We start from the raw sequence: 14231 nt of genomic DNA on the forward strand, positions 1-14231 counted from the left end.
TCGATTCACTGGAGACCAGATGTCAGACTCCGCGTCCGCCGCGCCGTCGGCGCTCCGCCTCACCGTCATCGGCACCGGGTATCTCGGCGCGACCCATGCGATCTGCATGGCGATGCTCGGCTTCGACGTCCTCGGCGTCGACGTCGACCCGGACAAGATCGCCCGGCTCAACGCCGGCGAGGTGCCGTTCTTCGAGCCCGGCCTGCCGGAGCTGCTGCACAAGGCGCTGGAGTCCGGACGGCTGCGGTTCACCGCCGACTACGCCGAGGCCGGCGCGTTCGGCGACGTGCACTTCATCTGTGTCGGCACCCCGCAGAAGGCCGGATCGGACGCCGCCGACCTCACCTACGTCGAGGCCGCGGCCGGCACCCTGGCCCCGCACCTGCGTCGCAAGGCGCTGATTGTCGGCAAGTCCACGGTGCCGGTCGGCACCGCGGACCGGCTGACCGCGCTGATCCGCGAGCTGGCGCCGGCCGGCGAGCAGATCGAACTGGCCTGGAACCCCGAGTTCCTGCGCGAGGGCTTCGCGGTCGAGGACACACTGCACCCGGACCGCCTGGTGTTCGGCGTCGCCGGCGACTGGGCCTCGCAGCAGCTGCACACGGTGTTCGCCTCGGTCATCGCCGAAGGCACGCCGGTCGTGGTGACCGACCTGCCGACCGCCGAGCTGGTCAAGGTGGCCGCGAACTCGTTCCTGGCGACCAAGATCTCGTACATCAACGCCATGGCCGAGGTCTGCGAGGCCACCGGCGCCGACGTCCACCGACTCGCCGAAGCCCTGTCCCACGACGCCCGTATCGGCGGCCGCTTCCTGCGCCCCGGCCTCGGCTTCGGCGGCGGCTGCCTCCCGAAGGACATCCGCGCCTTCGCCCACCGCGCCGAGGAACTGGGCGTCGGCCAGGCGGTCGCCTTCCTCCACGAAGTCGACGCCATCAACCGCCGCCGCCGGGCCCGCACCGTGGACCTGGTCCGCGAGCTGGCCGGCGGATTCCTGCCCGGCACCCGCGTCGCAGCCCTCGGAGCCGCCTTCAAGCCCGACTCCGACGACATCCGCGACGCCCCGGCCCTGGATGTCGCAAGGATGCTGCAGGAGGCGGGAGCCATCGTCCGGGTCCACGACCCCGAGGCGATGGCGAACGCCCGCCGCTCGTACCCGGACCTGGAATACGCGGACAGCGCCCTGGAGGCCGCCCAGGACGCCGACGTCGTCGTCCTGCTGACGGAGTGGACCGTCTTCCGCGAACTCGACCCAGAAGCCCTGGGCCAAGTGGTCGCCCACCGCCGCGTCGTCGACGGACGCCACGCCCTGGACCCGGAGGCCTACCGCGCCGCCGGCTGGACATACCGCGCACTCGGTCGCCCCTAGGAGCGACGAAGCCGCTCGGCCGGGGGGACTCTCGGCCGAGCGGCTTCGTACTGTGGTTCGCGAGGCGGCGCCTCCCCGCCGGCGAGTTGGGGCGCGCATCAGCCTCGAAAATCGAAACTCGCGGTCTCCCCCGATCCGGATCGGGACTCCGGCCAGGCGGCTTAACTGCGTGGACGGAGTTCTCAGCAGACAGAGGCCCTGTGCGATTCTGCTATAGATTTGGGCTCACGGCAGCTCAGCGACAGAGTGTGTGAGCGCGATGTGAACGCATGTCGTGGTATCACGCGAAACCAAGCAGCTTCGGTTGGCACGAGTCGCGGGGTAATCGGGATGTTGTGTTGCGAAGCGACAATCAAAGGCGAAATGCCGCCTTGGTACGCAGCGGGCACCGCACCCGACATCATGATCTCGACACCCTTCGCACCCGCCGGCCTTGTCCGGAACGCTCACAGCCAGCCCCGCCGAGCCGCCTGGACCCCCGCTTGGAAGCGGGTCGTCGCGCCCAGTCGCTCCATCAGCAGGCTGGTGCGGCGGACCACCGAGCGGCGTGAGATGGCGAGCCGGCGGGCGATGACCTCGTCGGTGGCGCCCGCGGCCATCAGGGTGAGGACCGCTCGGTCGTGGTCGTCCAGTGGGACCGCCGAGCCGCGCGGTGACAGCGGTACCGCCGCGCGCCACAGTGCGTCGAATACCTTGACCAGGGCGTCGAGGAGGCCGGATGGGTTGACGAGGAGCGCGATCGGTGCGGCTGCCGATGAGTCCACTGCGACGAGTGCGCGGTCGTCGTCGCTGATGAGGAGCTTCACCGGGGGGTCGAGCAGGACTCGTGCTTTCTCGCCCCCGGAGATCGCGGTCAGGATCGCTGCGAAGCGGAGCGGGTCGGCGTAGACAGAGTCGTGGTAGATCGTCTGGTATCGGACGCCGGCTGCCATCCGGATCCGTTGGACATCGGCCTGCGATGCCTCGTCCTCGCCTTCGGAGAGGTACGGCGGGCGGTCGATGGCCTTGATCTCGCCGACTGCGTTCTCCTGAAGTTTGCGGTAGTACTGCAGGATCAGGGACCGATCACGCAGCACGTCCAGGCCCGGGTAGCTCATCCCGTCCTGGCGTGCGAGCCGGAACAGCCGGCCCAGTTCATCCCCTGCGCTGCGCAGGTCGGCGAGTTCGTGCTCTCGGCTTCGTATCTGCTCGGCGACGAGGTTCTCCGGCCGCTGCGCCTCCCAGAGGTCCTCCGCCTCGCCGTGCAGTCGGACAACGGCTCCGGAGGCGGCGAGATCCTCCAACGTCGCGGCGACCGCCGCCGAGGACAGGCCGGTACGGTGCGCCAGTGCGTCGATGGTGCTGTGCGGCGAACACACCAGTTCGCGATACAGCCGGCCCGGTTCGCCCGTCGCGTTCAAGATGTCCGCCACGGTCAGCCTCCCAGATCACTGATTCCACAGGCTCGTCGGACGCTTAGGCGCCGCCGATCCGCGCCTTCTGGATCAGGCGTCTAGCGCGCCCTGACCCTAAGTCCGCAGGTCATCGCCGTCAAGGGTTCGCGCGGGCCGGGAAGGAGCACCCCATGCTCCTCCCCGGCCCGGTGTCATGCCGCAGCCGTCAGGAGACGGTCACGTTGTCGTAGTAGGTGTAGGTCGGGTCGCCGGGGTACCCGTCGTCGACGCTGGTGAGTGTGATCGTGTAGCTGTGACCGGCGCTCAGGCTGCCGGAGGCCGTCTTCCAGCCCGCACCGAGGGTGCAGGTGGGCTGCAAGAGGGTCGCCGTGCCGCCGGTCGTGTTGTCCTTCAGTGTCACCGTGGCCCAGTCGTAGTAGACCAGGTCCGGGCAGGTGATGTTGTAGGAGACGGAGATCTTGCCCGAGCCGGACGGGGCGGTGAAGGTCTGGCTGATCGCCGAGGTGGCTGACGGGTTGGTGGAGCCGACCAGCGCACCGTAGCCGCCGGTCTGCGCGGCCGAAGCCGAGGCGGAGGCGTTACCCGTCACGGTCCACCCGGAGAGGGTGCCGGCTTCGAAGCCGCCGTTGGTGATCCCCCCGCCACCGCCGCCGGAGCCGGCGACGGTCCAGGAGATCGTCGTCGAGCCGGAGGCGCCGGTCGTGTCCTTCGCGCTGACCGTCGCCGTCCCGGTGCCGGCCGCGGTGGGAGTACCGGAGATCAGCCCGGACGAGGCGTTGATCGACAGGCCGGCGGGCAAACCGGTGGCCGAGTAGGTCAGCGTCTGCGACGTGTCGGAGTCGGTGGCCGTCACCGGCAGCGAGACCGCGGTGCCCACCGTCCAGGACTGCGCGCCCTGGCTGCCGAAGGTCACGGTGTTCCCGCCGGTGCCCCCGCCGTGCTGGACGATCGGGTGGCTGATCGCGCAGCTATTGGTGTCATTGGACCAGCTGGCCTGCTCGGCGAAGGTGCCGAAGGACCCGAAGGAGATGTTCGCCGCGCCCCCGGTGGTTCCCGGGGACAGCCACGCGCACTCGTCGGAGTTCTCCTGGCCGGGCGGGCTGCTACTGGGGTTGGTCCAGCCGCCCGCGGGGTTGGTGTCGGCCATCATCTCGTGCCACTCGTGGCCGAGGGTCATGGTGTAGCCGTCGAGGGTGCCGGGCGAGTTGACGAACCCGACGCCGCAGGTCGCGCCCTGGTCGACGTTGTACGGCTGGTTGGAGAAGGCGATGTCCCCATAGTTCGACGCCACCGCACCGCCGGTCAGCGTGGTGTCGCCGTTGTAGTCGTGCCAAGCGCAGTAGCCCTGACCTGTCAGGCCCTTGTAGTCGTCCGGATTGGTGCCGTGCGGCGACAGGATGACGTAGTAGGAGTTGCGGTTCGACGCGGCGGTGGTGTTGCCGAAGTGCGCGGCGGCGTTGACCGCCTCCACACCGAGTTGGTGTCCGGTGGCAGTGGCCGGTGAGGCCGCGGAGTTGTCGTACCAGACGCCGGCCAGCACGCCGCCGCTCTGGTACGGGATGAACGCCGAAGCCGGAGTGTTGGCGGGGCAGCTGGTCGCACCTGTGGCCACGGTCGGTCCGTCGCACCACTGCGTCAGATCCGCCGACCACAGCTCGTTGTTGGTGCCGATGCCCTTGAACATCTGCTGCGTGGCCGCGGCCGTGCCGGCGCTGTCGCCGCTGAACTTGGCGTTGCCGTTGGCGTCCGTGCTCTGAGTGCCCCACTGGGTCCCGTAAAACACGAGGTAGACCTTGTTCTTGGCGCCGGACTGCACGCCGATGCCGTCGACGCCGCCGCCGTAGGACAACGTCTGCGGACCGGTGGCCGCCGTGGTGGAGGCGTGGTGACCGGCAGCCCAGGCCTTCATCTTGGCGTTCTGCGCGATGGTGGGTATCACGCCGTGCCGGTAGGGATGCCCATTGGCCGGGTCATACGGATTCGCCTCACCCGAAGGCCTGCCCGACGCCGTGTGGGACGGCGTTGATGCGACTGCGGCCGCTGACGCGACCACGGCGAGGGTCACCCCGGCCGCGAGAGCGAACCCCACACGGCCCGCCTTACGGCGCCGCAGGGTTCTCGTTCGATGCTCCACTCTTGTCTCCTTGGACTCGCTGTGCTCTGGCAGTGGGCCGCTCACCCATCGCGAAAGACGCGTCCGTTCGGGCGCGCGGGATCGCCGCAATCGATGCGGAGGCTTCTGTTCTGGTGGAACCGCGATGAGAGAGTGCCAGGAGGGCGACCGAGGGGTTCGGTCGCATCTCACAACTCAGCAGTTGACAGCAATCTGATATCAGAGGTGCTGCCGGTGCGCCCTGTGGACGTAAAACGGGAAGCTAGCAGCGGCTGAACGGGTGGTCAACGCACCCCAGGACAGGCGGCGCACCCGGCCATGACGTCAGCCGCGGAGAGTCGCGGTAACGAGCGAAAGGGCCTGACGCCCACAACGACGGCGTCGACATCGCTCAAGATCATGATCGTGGCGGTCGTACGCTTCGCCCAGATGGAACGGCGTCAACCCACTCGTCTCCGCAGATCACGGCTGTGAATGCGCACCGAGAGGCAACGGCGTCAGATCTTCGACGCAGCCCGGTTCGGTTCCTGCCGGCCGGATACGCGAATCACAAAAGACTGTCGCAAATCGCCCCCGCTGGCGCGTGTGCGCCAGTGGCACAATTGCGCCTGCTGTCCGGCGAGGACGAACGAGGGCGAGAGCGCGGGTGACCCAGGCCGCCTCGGCCGGATCCCATGCTTGCCGAAAACCTTGTCCATGCCGGTCAGGCGGCTTCCTCGGATTCGTAAATCAAGCCGCCAGCACGGCCTCGTCGCCGGATCCGGAAGGCCGTCCTGGTCGAAAGCCCTGATACTGACCTGGCGGTTTCGGTTGAGCAAGATTCGAACCACTGACACTCTGCCTCGACCTATCGGGCAATCCGTTCAAATTCTAGGAAATCCGACTTGAGATCACTCCATCCCGAAGTGGCTGGTCAAGCAGCTGGCCGATGTACGCGTTGAGCGGGACGAGCTGGTGGAGGCTGAGCGCGTCGTGCAGCGGATCAGTGAGCAGGGCTTCGGCGAGTACTTGTCGCTCGCACCCGCGCTGCCAGAGGCGCAGGGTGGGCGGCCGGTCGGTGCTGCTGATCCCGCGGCCCGTGTCGGCGACCTCGACGCCGAGGCGCTGCCTGTGGTGGCCAGAACCGAGTAGTCGGCCACTACAGGGGCGGCGGATCTATCTCGGCAACAAAAGAGGCTCGCGCTGGATTCATGATCCGACGCGAGCCCCTAACAGCTCGGCTTTACTTCCCCTTCACCGCATGTGGCTGCACCTGCATCGGAGCACGGTGCTCAAGCCTCCATTCACGCGCCGGGGGAAAGTCCACCAGATCCGTGTACAGCGGCAGTCGGCAGTGCAGCCATTGCGGCCGGAATCCGCTCTGGAACGGCACGACGTCTCCGTCGAGTGCCGCCTCGACCGAGCTGTCTCCCTCGCCGCGGGCGGCCAGCTTGAACTGCTCGAACTCGTAGGGTAGGCCCTGGGCGTCCAGGAACGAGGGGCGGTCCATCACCTGGAAGTGCAGGTGGGGGGCGCCGGAGTTGCCCGAGTTGCCGAGGTTGCCGATCTGCTGGCCGGCGCGGACGTGTTGTCCGACGTGGACGAAGGAGCTCGGGCTGCCCGGCTTCATGTGCGCGTAGCCGGCGTAGAACGTGTGGTGTTGGTAGACGAACTTCTCGATGATGTGGTTGCCGGCGAAGTCCTTCAGGGGCAGCTGGCCCAGCGGGGGTTCCTCGGTCGGGACCTGGTTGGGGAGTCCGTCCACCACGGCGACGATCTCGCCGTCGGCTACGGCGTGGATCGGGGTGCCGTAGTAGGCGTAGCTGGACAGGGATGTCGCGGGGCCCTCGAAGACCCGGCCGTGTTCGTCCAGCCTCAGCCAGTCGATCGCGGTGCGCTCGGGGAAGTTCGTGGTGCCGTCCAGGGGGTTCACGGCGCCCCGGTGGGCTGTGACCTGCGAGCAGCAGCCGTTCGCGTCGAACCAGCGCGGGCCGGCCAGCGGGGACTCGATGACCGGGGTGGGGAGGTCGGAGACCGCGGTCCGGCCGACGTTCACCGTGACTTTGTCCGGGATGAGTCCCCCGGCCTGGGGCTGGGCGAAGGTGATCCGGACACGATGGATGATCTTCTCCGGGACCGGGCTGCCCAGGGGGACCGAGGCGTCCATCCAGACGATGGCCTGCTCGCCGGCGGCGATGACGGCCGGGCCGGTGATCGGGGTGGCGAGCTGGGAGATCTTGAAGTGCGAGGCGACCGTCGGCCCGCTGAGCGTCTGGAGCACCCGCGACGGGTGGTCGGCGTCCAACGCCTGGACCGACGCCACGGTCGCCGGGTCGGGCGCGTAGTTGACCATCAGCAGCTCGTAGACCAGGTGGATCCGGCCGTCGGTGGCCGCCACCGGCGTCGGCTCGATGGTCGGGATGACCGTGACCGCCGTGACCTGGTCGCCCGGAAGCGCCTGGCTGGCCCGCGCGACGGTGGGCACGGCCAGAAGGGTCAGCGCTCCGGCGAGGAGGCAGGAGCCGAAAATTCTCCGCATGTTGTTCCTTGACGTCGAATGGGCCTGTATCGCCGTCGCCCGCCAGCGTGGGTCGGGTGATGGTCGGAGCACGGTCCGGCGATCCGGCGATCCTATGTCCCGTGGTGTCAGAGAACGGATGATTGGTCCGACTTCGGGAGTGTCGGAACGGCCGGGGTCGGATTCCACGGTGGGCTGGTCACATCGTTCGGGCGGGTGACGGTGCGCGTGTAAGGTGCCATGTGGCTGACCTGCTGGTTCGAGAAGTTCCCGACGAGGTGATGGCGCCCCTTGACGCGCACGCCAAACAACTTGGGATATCGCGTAGCGAGTACGTGCGCCGCCGGCTGGCCGCCGACACCGGCCTACCCGGAGCACTGGTCCAGACCACCGACCTGGTGCGGTTCTCCGGGCTGTTCGCCGACCTCGGCGACCCGGAGGGCAACTGGTCACTACGGAGCGACAGGCAGAGCGCGACGGCATTAGCCAAGGGCCCTCGCGCTGACCACGCTCCACGTCCTGTGTGGGATCAGCCTGTTGCCACAGCTTCCAACAGGGTCTCGAGCCGTCGGGCCGAGCTGTGTCGCGGGTACGTACGGTGCTCTGGACGGCGATCTCCAAGGCGCGGCAGTGGCCGCGACTGCGACGATGGTCTTCTCCGCCCTGTAGTACTCCTGAAACTCGGCCACCCGTCCTGACCGCTGGCTCATGCCACGGCTTGGTACTCGTTCATCAGTTCGCCAAGGACTGGTTCGCGGCGGATCCGCCTCTGCTGGGGCCGGGAAGGGGATCACGTCCGAGTTGTCGCTGGGCGCCCGCAGTTCCATTCCGTCGCTTCGGCTTCGTCCTGATCCCCTTCATCCCGGCGTCCGGTCGATCCCGCGCTACGCGCCGGTCTACCGGCTCGTCTGGCGCGACCATCGGCTATCGCCCGAACGACCGCACGACCTCGTCGGCCGCCCACGCAACGGTACGAAGACTGTGGACCCCGCTGTGGGGCAACGGCACTTGTGCCGTTACCGTCGCGAGGCGTCGCCGCCACGATGATGTCGTGGGCAGATGATCGAAGTCAGCAGAAGGAGTGTGCGAACGGTGCGGTGGAGTGTCATCGGGGTGGCTGCGTGTGCGGTGATGGTTGCTTCGGCGGTGGGGGGCTGCGGTTCGTCGAAGCCCTCGGCCACGTGCGGCCCGGGGCTGACCAAAGCGGCGGACAAGGCCTACGACGAGTCCGGCGCTAAGGGAGCGAGCGATCTGAAAAAGCTCGGCGCACAGCTGCGGTCGGAAGCCAAGACGACGGAGGATCCGAAGCGGCAGACGCTGAACACCTTCGCCGACGACCTCGACCTCCTGGCCACCATCGACACTACTCCGGGTGACAAACTCAGCTCGTTCCAGTTCTTCATCGACGAGGACGCGGCGGAGAAGGCGTGCGGGGCGCCGCTGGATCAGCCGAGCAGTTCCTCAAGCAGCTCTTCGTAAGGGGCCGTTCGCCCTGGCTGTTCCTGGCGCCACCGATCAGCGCCGAATTCAAAGACCTGATCCTTACCGTGGCCGCCAAGTCGGTCGCGCCTTCGCACCTTCAGGTCACCGATGTCGGCGCTGCTGGTGCGCTCTGGCCCCAGCGACTGGTGCGGCCGATGACGTACAAGGCGCGGCAAGCAGTCCTGTCGCCTCCATAATGAGTCCTTGAATAAAGGCCCTGGCTACCGACCAGAAGGTTGGGGTTCGAATCCCTTCGTGCGCACAGCCTGAACAGCACTAGAGAGGCCCCGCTGGAATCGGCGGGGCCTCTAGTCTCACTTCCGGTCTCAGTTGGCCACAGCCACCCGCGCCATACGGCGCTCGTCGGGCATCTCCTCCGGCACCCCGTCGAAAGTGAGGCTAGCCACAATCGCGCGAAGACCGGGGTTACGAGCAGATCGATCAGCTTCAACCACACGGCGTGGCGTCATCCCGGCTCACGGCAGTTATCGGCGCCCTTAGCTTCTGCTCTCGGCCCGGTCAGTGCCACAGCTGGATGTTCTTGAAGTGGGTCTCCGACTTGGCGCCGGAAAGGTTGTAGACCCCGTTCTTGAAGTAGAACTGTGTGCCGGCCGGCTTGGTGTAGTGCGTGCTCAGCGCCAGGCGGTTGTTCACCCAGATCTGGACGAGATGGGTGCTCGGGTTGTACGCCGCGTCCAGATGGAACCAGGTTCCGACGATGTTGGTCGCCAGCAGGGTCCCGACGCTGTTGTACAGGTTGCCGTTCTTGGTCTGGATGTAGATCGCCTCACCCTGGCCGTTGACGTGCACCTGCATGATGCATGTCCCGGTGGTGCCCGGGTCGATCTCGACGTCGGAGGACCACAGGTGCTCGCCGCTCGACCAGTTGCTGCCCCAGCGCATCTCGGTGCGGGCGCCGGTCGTGGTGCCCGAGGAGTATCCCTTGTCGCCCTTGAGGATGAAGAGGTTGTAGACGCCGCCGGTGATCGAGAACCGGGCGGACTCCGGCAGGTTGTAAGGGTGCTGGACCTTGTAGGTGTCCGTGTACTGGGTCAGTCCGGAGGTGGGATCCGTGGGGCTTCTGGGCGTCGGCGCGGCCTGCGCGTCGCTCGCGAAGAAGCCGGCGGTGACGGCGGCGCAGGCCACCGCGGCGACGATCATCCAGCGTTTCATCGTGTCCTGACTCCTCTGCCTCGTGCGATCGAACCATCGAGGGTCATGGTAGGCGCGAGGGAGCAGATCTCATATATCAGATGCCGAAAAACTTCAAGATCTCTTCTCGCAGACCTCCGATGAATGATCGCCGGGAGCCTAACTTAGGGGTCTGGAACAGGGATTTTGCCATGAGTAAGGGGCCTTAACCTTGCCGACTCATCCGATGTGAGGTTCACTCAGGGCCGTGACAAGATATATGTTCGCCCTTCGAAGCAAGGGCACACCACGCCGCTCCTCCCGTCTCTCGGCCGCGCTGGGCGCGACCGCCGTGGCGACGCTGGCCCTGGCGGGCGTCCAGGGCACCGCCCTCGCCGCACCTGCCACGACAGCGATATCGGCCGCGCCGGGGGGCGCAGTCGCCGGGTCTCATCCCGCGTCCGCCAAGACCGCCGCAGCGGTCTTCAACGTCAAGGACTACGGGGCCACCGGCAACGGCTCCACCAACGACTCCCCCGCCATCAACAAGGCCGTCACAGCGGCGAACGCCGCCGGCGGCGGCATCGTGGAGTTCCCGTCCGGCAGCTACAAGTCAGCGAACACGATCCGCCTGAAGAGCAACGTCACGATCCAGCTCGATGCCGGGTCGAAGGTGCTCGGCTCCAGCGCCAAGACCTACGACGCCGCCGAGCCGAACCCCTACGACAAGTACCAGGACTACGGCCACAGCCACTTCCACGACGCCATGTTCTTCGGCGACAGACTCTCCAACATCGGCTTCACCGGGTCCGGCACCATCGACGGCGGCGGAAACCTGATCGCCGGCAACCCCGGCGCCGGGCAGGCCGACAAGATCCTGTCGCTGACCCGCTGCACCAACCTCACACTCAGCGGGATCACGCTGGCGCGCGGCGGCCACTTCGGGGCGCTGATCAACGGCTGCGACGGCGTGGTGTCCGACCACCTCACGATCGCCACCTCCAGCGACCGGGACGGCTGGAACATCATCTCCACCACGCACGTCACCATCACCAACGCGAACATCTCCTCCAACGACGACGCGCTGGTCTTCAAGAGCGACTACGCACTCGGGGCGTCGCTGCCCAGCGGGCACGTCACCGTCACCCGATCGACGCTGCGCGCCAAGTGCTGCAATGCCCTGATGTTCGGCTCGGAGACCTGCGGATCGTTCACCGACTACCAGTTCCAGCAGATCAGCATCCTCGGTGCCGGCAAGTCGGGCCTGGGCATGGTGAGCATGGACGGCGCCGACATCTCCGACGTGCACTACCAGGACATCACCATGACCGGTGTGCACTCGCCGATCATGCAGAAGATCGGCACCCGGCTGCGCTGCGGCGGCAAGCCGACCGTCGGCCATATCAGCAACGTGACATATGAGAACGTCACCGGTACCGGCGCCTCGAACCCGGACTACAGCCCGACGATCTGGGGCGCCGACAGCTCCCACCAGGTGACCGACGAGACCTTCGACAACGTGAACCTGACCGTGCCCGGCGGCAAGGGCACGATGTCCACCGGCGTGCCGAGCAACAACGGCGACTACAACCCGAACAGCATCGGCACCCGCCCCGCCTACGGCTGGTACCTGCACAACGTCTCCGGGATCCACTTCACCGGCAGCTCGGTCAAGATCGCGGCCGGCGACGGCCGGCCGGCGGTCATCGCCAACGCCGGGAGCGACATCACCTTCGACGGGCTGACCGCGCAGACCGGCAGCTCCAGCCCGTTCGACGTCGGGTTCCAGAACATCACCGGATACTGCCTCAGCAACAGCCACAACACCTCCGGCGGTGCGTTGCGCGTCTCGGCGAGCGGCTCCACGCAGAACTGCGGTTCTGTCGCCACCCGGTACCACTACCTCGACCTCGGCTGAACGGAGCACAGCCATGCGCAATGAGCGCCTCACAAATATCAGAGGCCTGATCATCGTGGGCTGCGCCGCCGTGCTCGCCGTGGCCGGGGTGATGACGGCGGCGGCCGCGACGCCAGACACCTCGGCGGGAAGGGCGGGAAGGGCTGGAACGACGGGGTCGACGGCAGTCGTGGCTCAGGCGGCTGCACCGGCTCAAGCACTCCCGGCGGCCCAAGCGGCCCCCGCGGCCTCGCCCGCCGACGCCCTGCTGTCGCTCAACAAGCCGGCGACGGCTTCCTCCTCCGGCAGTTGCTGCGCCGCCGCGCTCGTCGACGACGGCGTCTCCACCACCCGCTGGGCCAGCGCGGCAGGCGCCGACCCGCAATGGATCTACCTCGACCTCGGCGCCACCGCGCACGTCAGCCGGGTCCGGCTGCAATGGGACACATCCTGCGCGACCGCGTACGAGATCGACGTCTCAGCCGACCACAAAGCCTGGACGAAGATCTACAGCACGACCGCCGGCAAAGGCGGTGTGGAGGACCTGACCACGCTCGACGGCACCGGACAGTACGTGCGCATGTACGGCACCAAACGCTGCCGCAGCGACTCCAGCCACGGCTACTCCCTGCAGGAACTCGGCGTCTACGGCACGATCGGCAGCGACACCACCCCGCCGAGCCCGCCGGGCCCGCCAATGCTGGTCTCCGACACCCCGAACAGCGTCACCATCGGCTGGACCGCCTCGACCGACAACGTCGGCGTCACCGGCTACGACGTCTACCACGACGGCCAGCTGTGCGCGCAGGTGAACGGCAGCACCCTGACAGCCACCTGCTCCGCCCTCAGTCCGAACGTCGCCTACGGCTTCTACGTCAACGCCCGCGACGCCGCCGGCAACGTCAGCCAGCCCTCCGGCACGCTGCACGTCACCACCCCGCCGTCCGGCGACACCACGCCGCCGACGGTACCCGGGAACGTGCACTCCACCGGGGTGACCAGTAGCAGCGCCACCCTGGCGTGGACCGCCTCGACCGACAACGTCGCAGTGGCCGGATACCGCGTCTACAACGTGGTGAACGGCACGCGCACGCAGGTCGGCACCGCGGACGCCGACGCCACCGGCACCCAGGTCGACGGCCTCACCCCGAGCACCACCTACCACTTCCAGGTCACCGCCTACGACGGCAACGCCAACGAGAGCGCGGGCAGCACACCGCTCGTGGCCGTCACCACCTCGGCGCCGAGCACCTGCTCCCCCGCCCAGGGCGTGTGCACCGTGACCCAGGTCGGCACCGACGACGACGTGGTGTGGGGCCTGGTCACGCTGCCCGACGGCACGATCCTGTTCAACGAGCGCGACGCCCACGACATCGTGCACCTGGACCCCGAGACCGGCGCCAAGAAGAGCATCGGCACGGTGCCGAACGTGCAGAGCACCGACGGCGAGGGCGGCCTGACCGGGCTGGAGATCAACCCGGTGAGCTTCGGCTCGGACCACTGGCTCTACATCATGCACACCTCGCCGACCGACAACCGCATCGTTCGGATCAAGTACGACCCGGCCACCGAGTCGCTGCAACCCGCTACTGAGCAGATCCTGCTGACCGGCATCGAGCGCAACAAGTTCCACAACGGCGGCCGGCTCCGCTTCAGCCCGGATGGCAAGTACCTCTACGCCGGCACCGGTGACGCACAGAACGGCGCCAACGCACAGAACACCAGCAGCCTCAACGGCAAGGTGCTGCGGATCAACCCCGACGGCACCATCCCGCCCGACAACCCGTTCCACAACGCGGTCTGGAGCTACGGACACCGGAACGTGCAGGGGCTCGCCTTCGACGCCGAAGGCCGACTCTGGGAGCAGGAGTTCGGCAACAACATCATGGACGAGACCAACCTGATCGTGAAGGGCGGCGACTACGGCTGGCCCTCCTGCGAGGGCACATCGGGGACGTGCGGCACCGCCGGCTTCATCGCTCCGAAGCACACCTACCCGGTGGCCGAGGGCTCGTGCAGCGGAATCACCATCATCCGCGACTTCCTGTACGTGGCCTGCGAACGCGGCACGCGGCTGTACCGGGAGCAGATCAGCGGCAGCAGCCTGACCAACGTGCAGCAGTTCTTCGTCGGAACGTACGGCCGGCTGCGCACCGTCGAGCCGGCGCCGGACGGCGGGATGTGGATGGCCACGTCCAACGGCGGCGACAAGGACAGCATTCCGCACAACAGCGACAACCAGATCTTCCACGTGGCAGTGGCCTGATCGGCCCGGATGGAAGGACAAGGCAGGCCGGGCCGCCGAGGGGAATCCCCCACTGGCGGCCCGGTCGTACGGGCGCCAACTGTTT

At 67.6% G+C, this 14231-nt stretch carries 9 protein-coding genes; 5 read left to right on the forward strand and 4 right to left on the reverse strand.

The genetic code is table 11. The features are described 5' to 3' along the window. Positions 1–19 precede the first annotated feature (19 nt). A complete protein-coding gene (locus ABH926_RS36180; RefSeq protein ID WP_370370459.1) occupies positions 20–1366 on the forward strand; it encodes a UDP-glucose/GDP-mannose dehydrogenase family protein in 1347 nt (448 codons plus the stop codon). 446 nt (positions 1367–1812) lie between these two features. Here ABH926_RS36180 and ABH926_RS36185 read toward each other — a convergent pair whose 3' ends face one another. Continuing rightward, on the reverse strand, positions 1813–2778 hold the full coding sequence (locus ABH926_RS36185) for a LuxR C-terminal-related transcriptional regulator (RefSeq protein WP_370370460.1): 966 nt from the start codon (positions 2776–2778) through the stop codon (positions 1813–1815). A gap of 187 nt (positions 2779–2965) precedes the next feature. Further along, positions 2966–4699 carry an Ig domain-containing protein gene (locus tag ABH926_RS36190; RefSeq protein ID WP_370370461.1) on the reverse strand — a complete coding sequence of 578 codons (1734 nt, stop codon included), beginning with the start codon at positions 4697–4699 and terminating at the stop codon, positions 2966–2968. A 1128-nt stretch (positions 4700–5827) separates the two neighbouring features. On the opposite strand from ABH926_RS36190, the gene ABH926_RS36195 reads away from it, so the two are divergent. Further along, positions 5828–6004 (forward strand): hypothetical protein, encoded by a 177-nt coding sequence (locus ABH926_RS36195; RefSeq protein WP_370370462.1) that lies wholly within the window; start codon positions 5828–5830, stop codon positions 6002–6004. Between the two features lie 91 nt (positions 6005–6095). Here the strand turns inward: ABH926_RS36195 and ABH926_RS36200 are convergent, their stop codons facing one another. Then, complete coding sequence (locus ABH926_RS36200; protein ID WP_370370463.1) at positions 6096–7391, reverse strand: M23 family metallopeptidase; 1296 nt, start codon at positions 7389–7391, stop codon at positions 6096–6098. Between the two features lie 1038 nt (positions 7392–8429). On the opposite strand from ABH926_RS36200, the gene ABH926_RS36205 reads away from it, so the two are divergent. After that, the gene (locus ABH926_RS36205; protein WP_370370464.1) at positions 8430–8849 is read left to right on the forward strand and encodes a hypothetical protein; all 420 of its coding nucleotides are present in this window, start codon (positions 8430–8432) and stop codon (positions 8847–8849) included. Between the two features lie 522 nt (positions 8850–9371). Here the strand turns inward: ABH926_RS36205 and ABH926_RS36210 are convergent. After that, entirely contained in the window at positions 9372–10025 is a 654-nt protein-coding gene (locus tag ABH926_RS36210; protein WP_370370465.1) for a polysaccharide lyase family 7 protein, read from the reverse strand. A 226-nt stretch (positions 10026–10251) separates the two neighbouring features. Between ABH926_RS36210 and ABH926_RS36215 the strand changes: the two genes are divergently transcribed. Next, positions 10252–11901, forward strand: a complete 1650-nt coding sequence (locus ABH926_RS36215; RefSeq protein WP_370370466.1) for a glycoside hydrolase family 28 protein — start codon at positions 10252–10254, stop codon at positions 11899–11901. A 13-nt stretch (positions 11902–11914) separates the two neighbouring features. Then, positions 11915–14146 (forward strand): PQQ-dependent sugar dehydrogenase, encoded by a 2232-nt coding sequence (locus ABH926_RS36220; protein WP_370370467.1) that lies wholly within the window; start codon positions 11915–11917, stop codon positions 14144–14146. Positions 14147–14231: the final 85 nt, after the last annotated feature.

Origin of the sequence: Catenulispora sp. GP43 (genome assembly GCF_041260665.1) — a bacterium.
GTDB lineage: Bacteria > Actinomycetota > Actinomycetes > Streptomycetales > Catenulisporaceae > Catenulispora.